The organism is Streptomyces sp. NPDC012466 (assembly GCF_042955215.1).
In the GTDB taxonomy this organism is placed as follows: domain Bacteria; phylum Actinomycetota; class Actinomycetes; order Streptomycetales; family Streptomycetaceae; genus Streptomyces.
The window spans coordinates 128,811-146,811 of sequence record NZ_JBIBEQ010000013.1 but is presented as its reverse complement, the minus strand read 5'-3'; the positions used below and the strand labels follow the sequence as shown (position 1 = coordinate 146,811).

The 18,001-nt window shown below is 69.9% G+C and carries 14 protein-coding genes; all 14 read right to left on the bottom strand.

Annotated features, from left to right (window positions below; all coding sequences use genetic code 11):
• Positions 1-7 precede the first annotated feature (7 nt).
• Positions 8-2,074, bottom strand: a complete 2,067-nt coding sequence (gene recQ / locus ACFY9E_RS36280) for a DNA helicase RecQ (RefSeq protein WP_390991845.1) — start codon at positions 2,072-2,074, stop codon at positions 8-10.
• 231 nt (positions 2,075-2,305) lie between these two features.
• Positions 2,306-3,955 (bottom strand): NADH-quinone oxidoreductase subunit NuoN, encoded by a 1,650-nt coding sequence (gene nuoN / locus ACFY9E_RS36275; protein WP_390991842.1) that lies wholly within the window; start codon positions 3,953-3,955, stop codon positions 2,306-2,308.
• Entirely contained in the window at positions 3,952-5,523 is a 1,572-nt protein-coding gene (locus ACFY9E_RS36270) for an NADH-quinone oxidoreductase subunit M (RefSeq protein WP_390991839.1), read from the bottom strand. Before ACFY9E_RS36270 ends, nuoN begins: the two co-directional genes overlap by 4 nt.
• 5 nt (positions 5,524-5,528) lie before the next feature.
• A complete protein-coding gene (gene nuoL, locus ACFY9E_RS36265; RefSeq protein WP_390991836.1) occupies positions 5,529-7,493 on the bottom strand; it encodes an NADH-quinone oxidoreductase subunit L in 1,965 nt (654 codons plus the stop codon).
• A 15-nt stretch (positions 7,494-7,508) separates the two neighbouring features.
• Complete coding sequence (nuoK, locus tag ACFY9E_RS36260; protein ID WP_142160720.1) at positions 7,509-7,808, bottom strand: NADH-quinone oxidoreductase subunit NuoK; 300 nt, start codon at positions 7,806-7,808, stop codon at positions 7,509-7,511.
• Entirely contained in the window at positions 7,805-8,647 is an 843-nt protein-coding gene (locus tag ACFY9E_RS36255) for an NADH-quinone oxidoreductase subunit J (protein ID WP_390991833.1), read from the bottom strand. Before ACFY9E_RS36255 ends, nuoK begins: the two co-directional genes overlap by 4 nt.
• Positions 8,644-9,309: an NADH-quinone oxidoreductase subunit NuoI gene (gene nuoI / locus ACFY9E_RS36250; RefSeq protein ID WP_390991830.1), complete on the bottom strand. Its 666-nt coding sequence runs from the start codon at positions 9,307-9,309 to the stop codon at positions 8,644-8,646. The genes ACFY9E_RS36255 and nuoI overlap by 4 nt, the downstream gene beginning before the upstream one ends.
• Positions 9,302-10,678 carry an NADH-quinone oxidoreductase subunit NuoH gene (gene nuoH, locus ACFY9E_RS36245; protein WP_390991827.1) on the bottom strand — a complete coding sequence of 459 codons (1,377 nt, stop codon included), beginning with the start codon at positions 10,676-10,678 and terminating at the stop codon, positions 9,302-9,304. Before nuoH ends, nuoI begins: the two co-directional genes overlap by 8 nt.
• A complete protein-coding gene (locus tag ACFY9E_RS36240; RefSeq protein WP_390991824.1) occupies positions 10,675-13,179 on the bottom strand; it encodes an NADH-quinone oxidoreductase subunit G in 2,505 nt (834 codons plus the stop codon). Before ACFY9E_RS36240 ends, nuoH begins: the two co-directional genes overlap by 4 nt.
• The gene (gene nuoF / locus ACFY9E_RS36235) at positions 13,176-14,522 is read right to left on the bottom strand and encodes an NADH-quinone oxidoreductase subunit NuoF (protein ID WP_390991821.1); all 1,347 of its coding nucleotides are present in this window, start codon (positions 14,520-14,522) and stop codon (positions 13,176-13,178) included. The genes ACFY9E_RS36240 and nuoF overlap by 4 nt, the downstream gene beginning before the upstream one ends.
• The gene (gene nuoE / locus ACFY9E_RS36230; RefSeq protein WP_390991818.1) at positions 14,522-15,382 is read right to left on the bottom strand and encodes an NADH-quinone oxidoreductase subunit NuoE; all 861 of its coding nucleotides are present in this window, start codon (positions 15,380-15,382) and stop codon (positions 14,522-14,524) included. Before nuoE ends, nuoF begins: the two co-directional genes overlap by 1 nt.
• On the bottom strand, positions 15,379-16,701 hold the full coding sequence (locus ACFY9E_RS36225; RefSeq protein WP_390991815.1) for an NADH-quinone oxidoreductase subunit D: 1,323 nt from the start codon (positions 16,699-16,701) through the stop codon (positions 15,379-15,381). The genes nuoE and ACFY9E_RS36225 overlap by 4 nt, the downstream gene beginning before the upstream one ends.
• The gene (locus tag ACFY9E_RS36220; RefSeq protein ID WP_390991813.1) at positions 16,698-17,438 is read right to left on the bottom strand and encodes an NADH-quinone oxidoreductase subunit C; all 741 of its coding nucleotides are present in this window, start codon (positions 17,436-17,438) and stop codon (positions 16,698-16,700) included. Before ACFY9E_RS36220 ends, ACFY9E_RS36225 begins: the two co-directional genes overlap by 4 nt.
• Entirely contained in the window at positions 17,435-17,989 is a 555-nt protein-coding gene (locus tag ACFY9E_RS36215; protein ID WP_007383964.1) for an NADH-quinone oxidoreductase subunit B family protein, read from the bottom strand. The genes ACFY9E_RS36220 and ACFY9E_RS36215 overlap by 4 nt, the downstream gene beginning before the upstream one ends.
• Between the last annotated feature and the right edge of the window lie 12 nt (positions 17,990-18,001).

The following is an 18,001-nucleotide window of genomic DNA, read 5'->3' as shown; positions in this document are numbered from 1 at the left end:
CCCGGCCCTATATCCAGTCGTCGGGCTCCGGCTCCTCGTCCATCTCGGGCCAGTGGTCCGGCTCACCCGCGTCCTGAAGAGGGGGATGAGCAGGGGTCTGGGCCGGAGCCGGGTCCGCTGCCGGAGACGCTGCCGGAGACGAGTGCGCCGGTCCGCCCAGCGACGCGAGTACCTCCAGCACACCCTCCCCGTACGTCGCCAGCTTCTTCTCGCCGACCCCGTTGATCCCGCCGAGCTCCCCCACCGACGTCGGCCATGCCACGGCGATCTCCCGCAGCGTGGCGTCGTGGAAGATCACGTACGCCGGGACGCCCTGCTCACGGGCCTGCTCGGCGCGCCAGGCGCGCAGCGCCTCGAAGGCCGGCAGCAGTTCCTCGGGCAGCTCGGCGGCGACCGCCTTGCCCTTGCGCTCGCCCCGACCGGAGCCCGAGGACGACGCCCCCGACCGGGAGGACACCGGCTTCTTCGGCTCCTTGCGCAGCGGCACGTCCCGCTCCCGCCGCAGCACCGCCCCGCTGGCCTCGGTCAGCACCAGCGTGCCGTACTCGCCCTCCACCGCGAGCAGCCCCTGGGCGAGCAACTGCCGGATGACGCCCCGCCATTCGCCCTCGGTGAGCTCCTCGCCGATGCCGAACACGGACAGCTGGTCGTGGTCGAACTGGATGACCTTGGCCGTCCGCTTCCCCAGCAGGATGTCGACGATCTGCACCGCGCCGAACTTCTGCCCGCGCTCGCGCTGCAACCTCACCACCGTGGACAGTGCCTTCTGCGCGGCGACGGTGCCGTCCCAGGTCTCCGGCGGGCTCAGGCACGTGTCGCAGTTGCCGCAGCCGGACGGGTCCGGGTCCTGACCGAAGTAGGCGAGGAGCTGGCCCCGGCGGCACCGGGCCGTCTCGCACAGCGCCAGCATCGAGTCCAGGTGGGCCTGGGCCCGGCGCCGGAAGGCCTCGTCGCCCTCACCGGACTGGATCAGCTTGCGCTGCTGGATGACGTCGTTCAGCCCGTAGGCCATCCAGGCCGTCGACGGCAGCCCGTCGCGGCCGGCCCGGCCCGTCTCCTGGTAGTAGCCCTCGACCGACTTGGGCAGGTCGAGGTGGGCGACGAAGCGGACGTCCGGCTTGTCGATGCCCATGCCGAAGGCGATGGTCGCCACCACGACCAGGCCGTCCTCCCGCAGGAAGCGGGACTGGTGGGCGGCGCGCGTGCCCGCGTCCAGGCCCGCGTGGTAGGGCACCGCCTCGACGCCGTTGCGGCTGAGGAACTCGGCGGTCTTCTCCACCGAATTGCGCGACAGGCAGTAGACGATGCCCGCGTCGCCCGCGTGCTCCTCACGCAGGAAGCTCAGCAGCTGCTTCTTCGGGTCGGCCTTGGGCACGATCCGGTACTGGATGTTGGGCCGGTCGAAGCTCGCCACGAAGTGGCGGGCCGTCGGCATGTTCAGCCGCTCGGTGATCTCCCGGTGCGTCGCGTGGGTGGCCGTCGCCGTCAGCGCGATCCGCGGCACGTCCGGCCAGCGCTCGCCGAGCAGGGACAGCGCCAGGTAGTCGGGCCGGAAGTCGTGGCCCCATTGGGAGACGCAGTGCGCCTCGTCGATCGCGAAGACGGCGATCTTGCCGCGGGAGAGCAGATCGAGCGTGCTTTCCAGCCGCAGCCGCTCCGGCGCCAGGTACAGCAGGTCGAGCTCGCCGGCGAGGAACTCGGCCTCCACCATCCGCCGCTCGTCGAAGTCCTGCGTGGAGTTCATGAACCCGGCCCGCACGCCCAGCGCCCGCAGCGCGTCCACCTGGTCCTGCATCAGGGCGATGAGCGGGGAGACGACCACGCCCGTACCGGGCCTGACCAGGGACGGGATCTGGTAGCACAGCGACTTGCCGCCGCCGGTCGGCATGAGCACGACGGCGTCGCCGCCGGCCACGACATGGTCGATGACGGCTTCCTGCTCACCGCGGAAGGCCTCGTAGCCGAAGACCCGGTGCAGCGCGAGAAGCGCCTCGCTCGCGTCGGCACCGAGGGGCCCGGCGGGACCGCTGCCCGCGCCGATCCCGGCTCCGGTCACCGCGTCCAGTTCCGTCATCACACCTGTCCCGCTCGTCGCGCCCGTCATTGCGTCCCCCGTGCGTCGCCCTCGACCACTGCGTCCACCATAGGCGCCCCCACCGACAGCCCCGGAGTTGTCCACAGGTCCCGCCCGTGGAACGGCGCCCATACGTGCGTTCGACATGGCCCGACGGGTAGCCCGCCGGCCCGGAAACGCCGCGGGACCCGGCTCCCGAAGGAGACCGGGTCCCGCGCGGACCCAGCGGGGTCAGCGGACGAACACGCCCGCCTGCCCCGCCAGGTCCAGGAAGTACTGCGGCGCCACTCCGAGCACCAGCGTGACCGCCACGCCCACGCCGATCGCCGTCATCGTCAGGGGCGACGGCACGGCCACCGTCGGGCCCTCCGGCCGCGGCTCGCTGAAGAACATCAGCACGATGACGCGGATGTAGAAGAACGCCGCGATCGCCGACGAGATCACACCGATGACGACGAGCGGGGCGGCCCCGCCCTCCGCCGCCGCCTTGAACACGGCGAACTTCCCGGCGAACCCGGACGTCAGCGGAATGCCCGCGAAGGCCAGCAGGAACACCGCGAACACGGCCGCCACCAGCGGGGACCTGCGGCCGAGGCCCGCCCACTTGGACAGGTGCGTCGCCTCGCCCCCCGCGTCGCGGACGAGGGTGACCACCGCGAAGGCGCCGATCGTCACGAACGAGTACGCCGCCAGGTAGAACAGCACCGACGAGACACCGTCGGGCGTGGTCGCGATGACACCCGCGAGGATGAACCCGGCGTGCGCGATCGACGAGTACGCCAGCAGCCGCTTGATGTCGGTCTGGGTGATCGCGACGATCGCACCGCCCAGCATGGTGACGATGGCGACGGCCCACATGACCGGCCGCCAGTCCCAGCGCAGACCCGGCAGGACGACGTACAGCAGCCGCAGCAGCGCGCCGAACGCCGCCACCTTCGTCGCCGCCGCCATGAAGCCGGTCACCGGCGTCGGAGCGCCCTGGTACACGTCCGGCGTCCACATGTGGAACGGCACCGCGCCCACCTTGAACAGCAGACCCATCACCAGCAGCGCGGCGCCGATCAGCAGCAGCGCGTCGTTGCCCATGGTGTCGGCGAGCGCCGGGTTGACGTCCTGCACGGTGCCGTCGACGACCTGCGCGATCGTCGCGTACGACATCGAGCCCGCGTACCCGTAGAGCAGCGCGATGCCGAACAGGGTGAACGCCGAGGCGAAGGCGCCGAGCAGGAAGTACTTGACCGCCGCCTCCTGCGACATGAGCCGCTTGCGGCGGGCCAGCGCGCACAGGAGGTACAGCGGCAGGGAGAGGACCTCCAGCGCCACGAACAGCGTCAGCAGGTCGTTGGCCGCCGGGAAGATCAGCATGCCGGCGACGGCGAACAGCAGCAGCGGGAACACCTCGGTGGTGGTGAACCCGGCCTTGACCGCGGCCTTCTCGCTCTCGCTGCCCGGCACGGAGGCGGCCTGCGCGGCGAAGGAGTCGACGCGGTTGCCGTGCACCACCGGGTCAAGGCGCCGCTCGGCGAAGGTGAACAGGCCCACCAGGGCCGCCAGCAGGATCGTGCCCTGCAGGAACAGGGCCGGCCCGTCGACGGCGATCGCGCCCATGGCCGCGATGCGCGCCTTGGTCGTGCCGTACCCGTCGGCCGCGAGCGCCACGACCGCGGCGAAGGCGGCGGCGAGGGCGACGACGGACACGAACATCTGGGCGTAGTAACGCGACTTTCGCGGGACGAACGCCTCGATCAGGATCCCGACGATCGCCGCGCCGACGACGATCAGGGTCGGCGACAGCTGGCCGTACTCGAACGTCGGCGCGTCGATCTTGGTGATCGGGTCGGCCGCGGTTGTCCACAGGCTGTGGACGGCTGTTGCGCTCACTTGGCCGCCTCCACCTCGGGCTGGGGGTCCTTCTTCTGGACGTCGGACATGGTCTGCTTGACCGCCGGATCGATGATCTGCGTGAGGGGCTTCGGGTAGACGCCCAGGAAGATCAGCAGGACGACCAGCGGGGCGACGACCGCGAGCTCGCGGATCCTGAGGTCCGGCATCGCGGAGACCTCCGGTTTCACCGGGCCCGTCATCGTCCGCTGGTAGAGGACGAGGGTGTAGAGCGCGGCGAGGACGATGCCGAACGTGGCGATGATGCCGATCACCGGGTAGCGCGTGAACGTGCCGACCAGCACCAGGAACTCACTGACGAACGGCGCCAGCCCCGGCAGGGACAGGGTCGCGAGGCTGCCGATCAGGAACGTGCCGGCGAGCACCGGGGCGACCTTCTGCACTCCGCCGTAGTCGGCGATGAGCCGCGAGCCGCGCCGGGAGATCAGGAAGCCCGCGACCAGCATCAGCGCGGCCGTCGAGATGCCGTGGTTGATCATGTAGAGCGTCGCCCCGGACTGGCCCTGGCTGGTCATCGCGAAGATGCCCATGATGATGAAGCCGAAGTGGGAGATCGACGCGTACGCCACCAGCCGCTTGATGTCCCGCTGGCCGACCGCCAGCAGCGCCCCGTAGATGATGCTGATCAGGGCGAGGACGAGGATGGCGGGCGTGGCCCACTTGCTGGCCTCCGGGAAGAGCTGGAGGCAGAAGCGGAGCATCGCGAAGGTGCCGACCTTGTCGACGACCGCCGTGATGAGCACGGCGACCGGGGCGGTGGACTCCTGCATGGCGTTGGGCAGCCAGGTGTGCAGCGGCCACAGCGGCGCCTTCACGGCGAAGGCGAAGAAGAAGCCGAGGAACAGCCAGCGTTCGGTGTTGGTCGCCATGTCGAGCGTGCCGTTGGCGCGGGCCTCGGCGATCTCCTGGAGCGAGAAGTTCCCGGCGACCACGTACAGGCCGATCACCGCGGCCAGCATGATCAGACCGCCGACCAGGTTGTAGAGGAGGAACTTGACGGCCGCGTACGACCGTTGGGTCGCCGCCGCCTTCTCGCCGTGCTCATGGGCACGGTCCCCGAAGCCACCGATGAGGAAGTACATCGGGATCAGCATGGCTTCGAAGAAGATGTAGAAGAGGAAGACGTCGGTGGCCTCGAAGGAGAGGATCACCATCGCCTCGACGGCCAGGATCAGGGCGAAGAAGCCCTGCGTCGGACGCCACCGGCTGCTGCCGGTCTCGAGCGGGTCGGCGTCGTGCCAGCCCGCGAGGATGATGAACGGGATCAGCAGGGCGGTGAGCGCGACCAGCGCCACCCCGATGCCGTCCACGCCCAGTTCGTAGCGGACGCCGAAGTCCGCGATCCAGGCGTGGGACTCGGTGAGCTGGTAGCGGTCGCCGTCCGGGTCGAAGCGGACCAGGACGGTGATCGCCAGGACGAGCGTGGCGAGCGAGAAGAGCAGCGCCAGCCACTTGGCTGCGGTGCGCTTCGCGGCCGGTACGGCGGCCGTGGCGATCGCCCCGACGGCCGGGAGGACCGCTGTCGCTGTCAGCAGAGGAAAGGACATCGGTATCAGACCGCCCTCATCAGCAGGGTCGCGGCGACGATGACCGCCGCACCCCCGAACATCGAGACCGCGTAGGAGCGGGCGAAGCCGTTCTGCAGCCTGCGCATCCGCCCGGAGAGGCCGCCGACCGAGGCCGCCGTGCCGTTGACGACGCCGTCGACCAGGGTGTGGTCGACGTAGACCAGGGACCGCGTGAGGTGCTCGCCGCCGCGGACCAGGACGACGTGGTTGAAGTCGTCCTGGAGCAGGTCGCGCCGGGCGGCCCGGGTGAGCAGGGAGCCGCGCGGGGCGACGGCCGGGACCGGGCGGCGGCCGTACTGGGCCCAGGCGAGGGCGACGCCGACGACCATGCACGCGACGGTCGCGCCGGTGACCACGCCCGCGCTGATCGGCGGGTTGCCGTGGCTGTGCCCGGTGATCGGCTCCAGCCAGTGCAGGAACCGGTCGCCGATGCTGAAGAACGCACCTCCGGCCACCGACCCGATGGCCAGCACGATCATCGGGATCGTCATGACCTTCGGCGACTCGTGCGGATGCGGCGGGGTGTACTCGCCGCGCGTCTCGGCTGCGGGCTCCGCGCTCGGCTCGGCCGGGGACGGCGTCGGGGCGTGGCGCCACCGCTCCTCGCCGAAGAACGTCATCAGCATCACGCGCGTCATGTAGAACGCCGTGACGGCCGCGCCGAGCAGGGCGCAGGCGCCGAGGATCCAGCCCTCGGTGCCGCCCTTGGCGAACGCCGCCTCGATGATCTTGTCCTTGGAGAAGAACCCGGACAGGCCCGGGAAGCCGATGATGGCCAGGTAGCCGAGGCCGAAGGTGACGAAGGTGACGGGCATGTACTTGCGCAGTCCGCCGTAGCGGCGCATGTCGACCTCGTCGTTCATGCCGTGCATGACGGAACCGGCGCCGAGGAACAGACCGGCCTTGAAGAAGCCGTGCGTCACCAGGTGCATGATCGCGAAGACGTAGCCGATGGGGCCGAGGCCCGCGGCAAGGATCATGTAGCCGATCTGCGACATGGTCGAGCCGGCCAGGGCCTTCTTGATGTCGTCCTTCGCGCAACCGACGATCGCACCGAACAGGAGCGTGACCGCGCCGACGATGGTGACGACCAGCTGCGCGTCCGGGGCGCCGTTGAAGACGGCCGCGGAGCGGACGATCAGGTAGACGCCCGCCGTCACCATGGTCGCGGCGTGGATGAGGGCCGAGACCGGGGTCGGGCCCTCCATGGCGTCTCCGAGCCAGGACTGCAGCGGCACCTGGGCGGACTTGCCGCACGCGGCGAGCAGCAGCATCAGCGCGATCGCGGTCAGCTTGTCCTCACCGGCGGCGCCGGCCAGCCCGGCCTCCCCGTGACCGCCGAGCACCGGCCCGAAGGCGAAGGTGCCGAACCACAGGAACATGAGCATGATCGCGATGGACAGGCCCATGTCGCCGACGCGGTTGACCAGGAAGGCCTTCTTCGCGGCCGTGGCCGCGCTGGGCTTGTGCTGCCAGAAGCCGATCAGCAGGTAGGAGGCGAGACCGACGCCCTCCCAGCCGACGTACAGCAGCAGGTAGTTGTCGGCGAGGACGAGGATCAGCATCGCCGCGAGGAACAGGTTCAGATAGCCGAAGAAGCGGCGGCGCCGCTCGTCGTGCTCCATGTACCCGACGGAGTACAGGTGGATCAGCGATCCGACGCCCGTGATCAGCAGCACGAACGTCATGGACAACTGGTCGAGCTGGAAGGCGACGTCCGCCTGGAAGCCCTCCACCGGGATCCAGCTGAACAGGTGCTGGCTCATGACGCGGTTTTCGGCGTCCTGGCCCAGCATGTCGGTGAACAGCGCCAGGCCGAGCACGAAGGAGACGGCCGCGAGCAGGGTGCCGATCCAGTGGCCGACGGCGTCCAGCCGCCGTCCGCCGCACAGCAGGACCGCCGCTCCGAGCAGGGGCGCCGCCACCAGCAGCGCAATGAGGTTCTCCACGATTCTTCCGACCCCTTACAGCTTCATCAGGCTGGCGTCGTCGACCGAGGCCGAGTGGCGGGCACGGAACAGGGACACGATGATCGCGAGCCCGACCACGACCTCGGCGGCGGCGACGACCATCGTGAAGAAGGCGATGATCTGGCCGTCGAGGTTGCCGTGCATCCGGGAGAAGGCGACGAACGCGAGGTTGCAGGCGTTGAGCATGAGCTCGATGCACATGAACACGATGATCGCGTTGCGCCTGATCAGCACGCCGGTGGCGCCGATCGTGAACAACAGGGCCGCGAGATAGAGGTAGTTGACCGGGTTCACTTCGACGCCTCCTCGGACCGCTGGAACTTCGCCGGCCCGACCACCCTGCGCTCCAGACGCTCCTCGGACCGCTGCTCCAGGGCCTTGAGGTCGTTGAGCGCCTCCTGCGACACGTCGCGGATCTGGCCGCGCTCGCGCAGCGTCTTGCTGACGGTGAGGTCGGACGGGGTGCCGTCGGGCAGCAGGCCCGCGATGTCGACCGCGTTGTGCCGGGCGTACACGCCGGGCGCCGGCAGCGGCGGCAGTTGCTTGCCTTCGCGGACGCGCTCCTCGGAGAGTTCGCGCTGCGTCTTGGCACGCTCGGTGCGCTCGCGGTGGGTGAGCACCATGGCGCCGACGGCGGCCGTGATGAGCAGGGCGCCGGTGATCTCGAAGGCGAAGACGTACTTGGTGAAGAGGAGGGCGGCCAGGCCCTCCACGTTGCCCCCGGCGTTCGCCTGGCCGGTGCCGTTGAACTCCGTCAGGGACGCGTTGCCGATCCCGGCGATCAGCAGGACGCCGAAGCCGAGCCCGCACAGCAGCGCCAGCCATCGCTGGCCCTTGATGGTCTCCTTCAGGGAGTCCGCCGCGGTGACGCCGACGAGCATCACCACGAACAGGAACAGCATCATGATCGCGCCGGTGTAGACGACGATCTGCACGACGCCCAGGAAGTAGGCGCCGTTGGCGAGGTAGAACACCGCCAGGATGATCATGGTTCCGGCGAGGCAGAGCGCACTGTGCACGGCCCTCTTCATGAGGATGGTGCACAGGGCGCCGATCACCGCGACGGTGCCGAGGATCCAGAACTGGACGGCCTCTCCGGTGGAGGTGGAGTAGGCGGCGAGCTGGGTGGTCATCGGCCGGCCACCTTCCCCGACGCCGGTTCCGTCCCGCCGAAGGTCGAGTCGGCCTCCTGCACGACCTCGCCCTTGGAGTGGGCGACCTGCCGCTCGGTGCCGGGAGCGGCCTCCGTCACCAGGCCCCGGTAGTAGTCCTGTTCGTCCGTCCCCGGGTAGAGGGCGTGGGGCGAGTCGACCATGCCCTCCTCGAGACCGGCGAGCAGCTGCTCCTTGGTGTAGATGAGGTTGGCGCGGCTGGAGTCGGCCAGCTCGAACTCGTTGGTCATCGTGAGCGCGCGGGTGGGGCAGGCCTCGATGCACAGACCGCACAGGATGCAGCGGGCGTAGTTGATCTGGTAGACGCGGCCGTACCGCTCGCCCGGCGAGTAGCGCTCCTCTTCGGTGTTGTCCGCGCCCTCCACGTAGATGGCGTCGGCGGGACAGGCCCAGGCGCACAGCTCACAGCCGACGCACTTCTCCAGGCCGTCCGGATGGCGGTTGAGCTGGTGCCGTCCGTGGAAGCGCGGAGCCGTGGTCTTCTGCTGCTCCGGGTACTGCTCGGTCAGCCGCTTCTTGAACATGGCCTTGAAGGTCACGCCGAAGCCGGCCACGGGGTTCTGGAAACCGGGCTTGGTGTCCTTGGGTTCCTCAGCCTTCGAACGCTCGAGTTCCTCAGCCATCGGACGCCTCCTTTCCATCCGTAGTTCCGCCCAGAGGTCCGTCACTCTGAGTATCGGGCCCGCCACTGACAATCAGCTCCCGCTCACGGCGCGAGCGACGGCGCGGGACCGGCGGAAGTTCCTGTCCGGGCAGGGGCGGTACGGGGAATCCGCCCGCCATCGGGTCGAAGGCGGCCGGGGTCTCGGCCGGCTGTTCGGCTTTCTTGGCCTTCTCGCGGAACATGTCGGCGACGAAGGAGAGCAGCAGCAGGGCGAGGACGCCGCCGCCCACGTAGAGGGCGATGTCGGCGAAGTCGTAGCCCTCGTTCCTGAAGGCCCGCACGCTCGCCACGAGCATCAGCCACACCAGCGAGACCGGGATGAGGACCTTCCAGCCGAGCTTCATCAGCTGGTCGTAGCGGACGCGCGGGAGGGTGCCGCGGATCCAGATGAACATGAACAGCAGCAGCTGGACCTTGACCGTGAACCACAGCAGCGGCCACCAGCCGTGGTTGGCGCCCTCCCAGAAGGTGCTGATGGGCCAAGGGGCGCGCCAGCCGCCGAGGAACAGCGTGGTGGCGACGGCCGAGACGGTCACCATGTTGACGTACTCGGCGAGCATGAACATCGCGAACTTGATCGACGAGTACTCGGTGTTGAAACCGCCGACCAGGTCACCCTCGGACTCGGGCATGTCGAAGGGGGCGCGGTTGGTCTCGCCGACCATCGTCACGATGTAGATGATGAAGGAGACCGGCAGCAGCACGATGTACCAGCGGTCGGCCTGCTGCTCGACGATCGTCGAGGTCGACATCGACCCCGAGTAGAGGAACACGGAGGCGAAGGCGGCACCCATCGCGATCTCGTAGGAGATCATCTGCGCGCAGGAGCGCAAGCCCCCCAGCAGCGGGTACGTCGAGCCGGAGCTCCAGCCCGCCAGGACGATGCCGTAGATACCGACCGAGGCGACCGCGAGGATGTAGAGCATCGCGATCGGCAGGTCGGTGAGCTGCATCGTGGTGCGCTGGCCGAAGATCGAGATCTCGTTGCCGGCCGGACCGAAGGGGATCACCGCGATCGCCATGAAGGCCGGGATGGCCGCGATGACCGGCGCGAGGACGTACACCACCTTGTCCGCGCGCTTGACGATCACGTCCTCCTTCAGCATCAGCTTGATGCCGTCGGCGAGCGACTGGAGCATGCCCCAGGGACCGTGCCGGTTCGGGCCGATGCGCAGCTGCATCCAGGCGACGACCTTGCGCTCCATGACGATGGAGACCAGGACGGTCACCATCAGGAAGGCGAAGCAGAACACCGCCTTGATGACGACCAGCCACCAGGGGTCGGTGCCGAACATCGAGAGGTCTTCAGCGGCGAGGTACGGGCTCATGCCTCCACCTCCTTGGGGGCCTCGCCGGCGAGCGTCGCCGGACCGATGCGGACGAGGGCGCCGGGCCGCGCCCCGGTGTCGGAGGCGACGCCGCCGCCGGCGGAGTTCAGCGGGAGCCACACCACCCGGTCGGGCATGTCGCTGATCTGGAGGGGGAGTTCCACCACTCCCCGGGGGCCGGTCACCGCGAGCAGGTCGCCGTCCTTGACGCCCGCCTCGGCGGCCGTCGCGGACGACACCCGCGCGCGTGCCGCGTGCCGGGTTCCGGCGAGTGCCTCGTCGCCCTGCTGGAGGAGGCCCTGGTCGAGCAGCAGCCGGTGCCCCGCGAGTACGGCTTCACCGACGGCCGGCCTCGGCAGCGCGGCCGCGGTCTCCAGGGACTCACCGGCCCGCGGGCCGTCCCAGGCGCCGAGCCGGTCGATCTCGCCGCGCACGGTGCGCAGGTCCGGCAGTCCGAGGTGGACGTCCATGGCGTCGGCCAGCATCTGCAGCACGCGCGCGTCGGTGGGCGCGGAGCTGCGGGTCATCTGGTCGGGCTTGAGCGCGGCCTCGAAGAAGCGGATCCGGCCTTCCCAGTTGAGGAAGGTGCCGGCCTTCTCGGCGACCGCGGCAACGGGCAGGACGACGTCGGCCTTGCGGGTGATCTCGCTGGGCCGCAGTTCGAGGGAGACCAGGAAGCCCACCTCGTCCAGGGCGGCACGCGCGCGTGCCGGGTCGGGCAGGTCGGCGACCTCCACGCCCGCCACCAGCAGCGCCTGGAGCTCTCCGGTCGCGGCGGCCTCCACGATCTGGCCGGTGTCACGGCCGTAGCGGTGCGGGAGACCGGCGACGCCCCAGACGGCGGCGACCTCGTCCCGCGCGCGCGGGTCGGTGGCCGGGCGTCCGCCCGGCAGCAGCGACGGCAGCGCGCCCGCCTCGATCGCGCCGCGCTCCCCGGCCCGGCGCGGGATCCACACCAGCCGGGCGCCGGTCGACGAGGCCGTGCGTGCGGCGGCGGTGAGCCCGCCGGCCACGGCGGCCAGCCGCTCGCCGACGACGATGACCGCGCCCTCGGCGCGCAGCGCCTCGGCGGCGAGCGCACCGTCGTCCTCCAGGCCGGCGCCGCTGGCGAGCGCGTCCAGCCACTCGGTCTCGGTGCCGGGCGCGGCCGGCAGCAGCGTGCCACCGGCCTTCTCCAGACCGCGCGTGGCGTGCGTGGCCAGGGAGTAGACCTTCTGCCCGTGCCCCCGCCAGGCCTTGCGCAGCCGCAGGAAGACGCCGGGCGCCTCCTCCTCCGCCTCGAACCCGACCAGCAGGACGGCCGGTGCCTTCTCCAGCGCGGTGTACGTGACGCCCGTGCCGTCGAGGTCCCGGCCGCGCCCGGCGATCTCGGCCGCGAGGAAGTCGGCCTCCTCGCTGCTGTGCACGCGCGCCCGGAAGTCGATGTCGTTGGTGTCGAGCGCCACGCGCGCGAACTTGCTGTACGCGTAGGCGTCCTCGACGGTGAGGCGGCCGCCGGTCAGGACGCCGGTGCGGCCCCGGGAGGCCAGCAGCCCCTGGGCCGCGATCTGCAGCGCCTCGGGCCAGGAGGCCGGTTCCAGCTCGCCCTCGGCGTTGCGCACCAGCGGCGTCTCGAGCCGGTCGCGCTGCTGCGCGTACCGGAACCCGAACCGCCCCTTGTCGCAGATCCACTCCTCGTTGACCTCGGGGTCGTTCGCCGCGAGCCGCCGCATGACCTTGCCGCGCCGGTGGTCGGTGCGCGTGGCGCAGCCGCCGGAGCAGTGCTCGCACACCGACGGGGAGGAGACCAGGTCGAAGGGGCGGGAGCGGAATCGGTACGCCGCCGAGGTCAGCGCGCCGACCGGGCAGATCTGGATGGTGTTGCCGGAGAAGTACGACTCGAACGGATCGCCCTCGCCGGTGCCGACCTGCTGGAGCGCGCCCCGCTCGATCAGCTCGATCATCGGGTCGCCCGCGACCTGGTTGGAGAACCGGGTGCAGCGGGCGCACAGCACGCACCGCTCACGGTCGAGCAGCACCTGCGTGGAGATCGGCACGGGCTTCTCGTAGGTCCGCTTGCGGCCCTCGAAGCGGGACTCGGCGTCGCCGTGCGACATGGCCTGGTTCTGCAGCGGGCACTCACCGCCCTTGTCGCAGACCGGGCAGTCCAGCGGGTGGTTGATGAGCAGGAGCTCCATCACACCCTTCTGGGCCTTCTCCGCGACCGGGGAGGTGAGGTGGGTCTTGACCACCATCCCGTCGGTGCAGGTGATGGTGCAGGACGCCATGGGCTTGCGCTGGCCCTCGACCTCGACGATGCACTGGCGGCAGGCGCCGGCCGGGTCGAGCAGGGGGTGGTCGCAGAACCGGGGGATCTCGATGCCGAGCTGCTCGGCGGCCCGGATGACCAGGGTGCCCTTGGGCACGCTGATCTCCACGCCGTCGATCGTCAGCGACACGAGGTCCTCCGGCGGGACCGCCGCTTCTCCCCCACCGGAGGGAGAGCTGGTGGTCACGGTCATGCGTTCACCTCCGTGCGGTCGGCCCAGGCCGTCGACTTGGCCGGGTCGAAGGGGCATCCCCGGCCCGTGATGTGCTGCTCGTACTCCTCGCGGAAGTACTTGAGCGAGGAGAAGATCGGCGAGGCGGCACCGTCGCCGAGGGCGCAGAAGGACTTGCCGTTGATGTTGTCGGCGATGTCGTTCAGCTTGTCGAGGTCGGACATCTGTCCCTTGCCGGCCTCGATGTCGCGCAGCAGCTGCACGAGCCAGTAGGTCCCTTCGCGGCAGGGCGTGCACTTGCCGCAGGACTCGTGGGCGTAGAACTCGGTCCAGCGGGTGACGGCACGGACCACGCAGGTCGTCTCGTCGAAGCACTGGAGGGCTTTGGTGCCGAGCATGGAACCCGCGGCGCCCACTCCTTCGTAGTCGAGGGGGACGTCGAGGTGCTCGTCGGTGAACATCGGGGTCGAGGAGCCGCCCGGCGTCCAGAACTTGAGGCGGTGCCCGGGGCGCATCCCGCCGCTCATGTCGAGGAGCTGGCGGAGCGTGATCCCGAGCGGCGCCTCGTACTGGCCGGGGCTGGCGACATGGCCGCTGAGGGAGTAGAGGGTGAAGCCGGGCGACTTCTCACTCCCCATCGACCGGAACCATTCCTTGCCCCGCTGCAGGATCGCGGGAACCGACGCGATCGATTCGACGTTGTTCACCACAGTCGGGCACGCGTAGAGGCCCGCGACGGCAGGGAAGGGGGGACGGAGCCGTGGTTGGCCCCGGCGGCCTTCGAGCGAGTCCAGCAGTGCGGTCTCCTCACCGCAGATGTACGCGCCCGCGCCCGCGTGCACGGTGATGTCGAGGTCGAGTCCGCTGTCGAGGATGTTCTCGCCGAGGAAGCCCGCCTCGTAGGCCTCGCGCACGGCGGAGTGCAACCGCCGCAGCACGGGGACGACTTCACCACGCAGATAGATGAAGGCGTGCGACGACCTGATGGCGTAACACGCGATGATCATGCCCTCGATGAGGCTGTGCGGGTTCGCGAAGAGGAGCGGGATGTCCTTGCACGTCCCGGGCTCCGACTCGTCGGCGTTGACGACGAGATAGTGCGGCTTGCCGTCCCCTTGGGGAATGAACTGCCACTTCATGCCCGTGGGGAATCCAGCGCCGCCGCGCCCGCGCAGACCGGAGTCCTTGACGTACGCGATCAGGTCGTCCGGCGACATGGCGAGCGCCTTGCGCAGCCCTTCGTACCCGTCGTGCCGGCGGTAGACGTCCAGCGTCCAGGACCTGTCCTCGTCCCAGAAGGCCGACAGCACCGGTGCGAGCAGCTTCTCGGGGCTGGTGTCTTTCAGCTCGGGTGCCAAGGTCATCACTCCCCCTCCTCGGCGGTGGGCCCGGCCGGATGGGCAGGGTCGGAGGCCGATGTGTCCTGCGGCGCGTCGTGCGAGCTCAAGTGCTCCGTCGGTGACGGCTCGTGCGGTGCCCCGGTGCGGGCCGCCTCACCGCGCGGGTGCACCACGCGCGCGGGAGAGGCCTCGCCCTTGGCGAGCTTGAGACCGACCAGGGAGGCGGGCCCCGCGCTTCCCCCGGACTCCACGGCCCCGTCCCGCTCGTCGGGGAAGCCGGCCAGGACCCGGGCGGTCTCCTTGAAGGTGCACATGCGCGCCCCGCGGGTGGGCGTGACCGGCCGTCCCGCGCGCAGGTCGTCGACGAGGCTCTTGGCGCTGGCGGGGGTCTGGTTGTCGAAGAACTCCCAGTTGACCATCACGACCGGCGCGAAGTCGCAGGCCGCGTTGCACTCGATGTGCTCCAGGGTGACCTTGCCGTCGCCGGTGGTCTCGCCGTTGCCGACGCCGAGGTGCTCCTGGAGCTCCTCGAAGATCGCGTCCCCGCCCATCACGGCGCACAGGGTGTTGGTGCACACCCCGACCTGGTAGTCGCCGCTCGGCCGGCGGCGGTACATGGTGTAGAAGGTGGCGACCGCGGTGACCTCGGCCGTGGTCAGGCCGAGTACGTCCGCGCAGAACCGCATGCCGGTGCGCGTGACGTGCCCTTCCTCGGACTGCACGAGGTGCAGCAGCGGCAGGAGGGCGGACCGGGAGTCGGGGTAGCGGGCGATGATGTCGCGCGCGTCCGTCTCCAGGCGGGCCCGGACATCGTCCGGGTAGGCGGGTGCGGGCAGTTCGGGCATGCCCAGGCTGACGCCCCGCTCGGAAGATGAGGTGGTCACCGGTCGACGCCTCCCATCACGGGGTCGATGGACGCGACGGCGACGATGACGTCGGCGACCTGGCCGCCCTCGCACATCGCCGCCATGGCCTGAAGGTTGGTGAAGGACGGGTCGCGGAAGTGGACCCGGTAGGGGCGGGTGCCGCCGTCGGAGACGACATGCACCCCGAGTTCGCCCTTGGGCGACTCGACCGCCGCGTACGCCTGTCCCGGCGGGACGCGGAAGCCCTCGGTGACCAGCTTGAAGTGGTGGATCAGGGCCTCCATGGACGTGCCCATGATCTTCTTGATGTGGTCGAGGGAGTTGCCGAGCCCGTCGGGACCCAGGGCGAGCTGGGCGGGCCAGGCGATCTTCTTGTCGGCGACCATGACCGGGCCGGGCTGGAGCCGGTCCAGGCACTGCTCGACGATCCGGAGGGACTGGCGCATCTCCTCCAGGCGGATGAGGAAGCGGCCGTAGGAGTCGCAGGTGTCGGCGGTCGGGATGTCGAAGTCGTACGTCTCGTAGCCGCAGTACGGCTGCGCCTTGCGCAGGTCGTGGGGCAGGCCGGTGGAGCGCAGGATCGGGCCCGTGGCGCCGAGGGCCATGCAGCCGGCCAGGTCGAGGTAGCCGACGTCCTGCATACGGGCCTTGAAGATGGGGTTCCCGGTGGCGAGCTTGTCGTACTCCGGGAGGTTCTTCTTCATCTTCTTCACGAACTCGCGGATCTGGTCCACCGCGCCGGGCGGCAGGTCCTGGGCGAGTCCGCCGGGGCGGATGTACGCGTGGTTCATCCGCAGGCCGGTGATCAGCTCGTAGATGTCGAGAATGAGTTCACGATCACGGAATCCGTAGATCATGATCGTGGTCGCGCCGAGCTCCATGCCGCCGGTGGCGATGCACACCAGGTGCGAGGAGAGCCGGTTCAGCTCCATCAGGAGCACGCGGATGACCGAGGCCCGGTCCGGGATCTGGTCCTCGATGCCGAGGAGCTTCTCGACGCCGAGGCAGTACGCCGTCTCGTTGAAGAACGGCGTCAGGTAGTCCATGCGCGTCACGAAGGTGGTGCCCTGCGTCCACGTCCGGTACTCGAGGTTCTTCTCGATGCCGGTGTGCAGGTAACCGATTCCGCAGCGGGCCTCGGTGACGGTCTCGCCCTCGATCTCCAGGATCAGGCGGAGCACGCCGTGCGTGGACGGGTGCTGCGGTCCCATGTTGACGACGATGCGCTCGTCGTCGGCGCGGGCCGCGGACTGGACGACGTCGTCCCAGTCGCCGCCGGTGACCGTATATACGGTGCCCTCGGTGGTCTCGCGAGGGGAGGCGTGCGAAGTGCTCATGAGTACGACCTCCGCTGGTCCGGAGCCGGGATCTGGGCGCCCTTGTACTCGACGGGGATGCCGCCGAGGGGATAGTCCTTGCGCTGCGGAAAGCCCTGCCAGTCGTCCGGCATCATGATCCGCGTCAGGGCCGGGTGGCCGTCGAAGACGATTCCGAAGAAGTCGTACGTCTCGCGCTCGTGCCAGTCGTTCGTCGGATAGACCGAGAACAGCGACGGGATGTGCGGGTCGCTGTCGGGGGCGCTGACCTCCAGGCGGATCACCCGGTTGTGGGTGATCGAGCGCAGGTGGTAGACGGCGTGCAGCTCGCGCCCCTTGTCGTTCGGGTAGTGCACACCGCTGACGCCGGTGCACAGCTCGAAGCGCAGGGCCGGGTCGTCGCGCAGGGTGCGGGCGACGCGGACGAGGTGCTCGCGCTCGATGTGGAAGGTCAGCTCATCGCGGTCGACGACCGTCCTCTCGATGGCGTTGCCGGGGACCAGGCCCTGTTCCTCCAGCGCGCCCTCCAGCTCGTCGGCGACCTCGTCGAACCAGCCGCCGTAGGGGCGGGCCGCCGGTCCCGGGAGCCGGACCGAGCGGACCAGGCCGCCGTAGCCGGAGGTGTCGCCGCCGTTGTTGGCGCCGAACATGCCGCGCTGGACGCGGATCTCCTCGCCGCCCTGGCCGCGCTGGCCCGGGAGGTTCTCCGCGGAAAGGTCCTTCTCCGGGTTGACCCCGTTGCCGTTCGCTTCGCTCACCGCAGCAGCCCCTTCATCTCGATGGTGGGCAGCGCCTTGAGCGCCGCTTCCTCCGCCTCGCGGGCCGCTTCCTCGGCGTTCACGCCGAGCTTGGAGCTCTGGATCTTCTGGTGGAGCTTGAGGATCGCGTCCATCAGCATCTCCGGCCGTGGCGGGCAGCCGGGGAGGTAGATGTCGACCGGCACGATGTGGTCGACGCCCTGGACGATCGCGTAGTTGTTGAACATGCCGCCGGACGAGGCGCAGACCCCCATGGAGATCACCCACTTGGGGTTCGGCATCTGGTCGTAGACCTGCCGCAGAACCGGCGCCATCTTCTGGCTCACCCGGCCGGCGACGATCATCAGGTCCGCCTGGCGCGGCGAGCCCCGGAAGACCTCCATGCCGAAGCGCGCCAGGTCGTAGCGGCCCGCGCCGGTGGTCATCATCTCGATGGCACAGCAGGCGAGGCCGAACGTGGCGGGGAAGACCGAGGCCTTGCGTACCCAGCCCGCGGCCTGCTCGACGGTGGTCAGCAGGAAGCCGCTCGGCAGCTTTTCTTCGAGTCCCATGACGTGTGGCTC

Coding starts and splice junctions, on each gene's coding strand:
- ACFY9E_RS36270 (WP_390991839.1), bottom strand. CDS start 5,523: ATGTCCTTTCCTCTGCTGACAGCGACAGCGGTCCTCCCGGCCGTCGGG.
- ACFY9E_RS36240 (WP_390991824.1), bottom strand. CDS start 13,179: ATGACCGTGACCACCAGCTCTCCCTCCGGTGGGGGAGAAGCGGCGGTC.
- ACFY9E_RS36225 (WP_390991815.1), bottom strand. CDS start 16,701: ATGAGCACTTCGCACGCCTCCCCTCGCGAGACCACCGAGGGCACCGTA.
- ACFY9E_RS36215 (WP_007383964.1), bottom strand. CDS start 17,989: ATGGGACTCGAAGAAAAGCTGCCGAGCGGCTTCCTGCTGACCACCGTC.
- recQ (WP_390991845.1), bottom strand. CDS start 2,074: ATGACGGAACTGGACGCGGTGACCGGAGCCGGGATCGGCGCGGGCAGC.
- nuoF (WP_390991821.1), bottom strand. CDS start 14,522: ATGACCTTGGCACCCGAGCTGAAAGACACCAGCCCCGAGAAGCTGCTC.
- nuoH (WP_390991827.1), bottom strand. CDS start 10,678: ATGAGCCCGTACCTCGCCGCTGAAGACCTCTCGATGTTCGGCACCGAC.
- ACFY9E_RS36255 (WP_390991833.1), bottom strand. CDS start 8,647: ATGACCACCCAGCTCGCCGCCTACTCCACCTCCACCGGAGAGGCCGTC.
- nuoI (WP_390991830.1), bottom strand. CDS start 9,309: ATGGCTGAGGAACTCGAGCGTTCGAAGGCTGAGGAACCCAAGGACACC.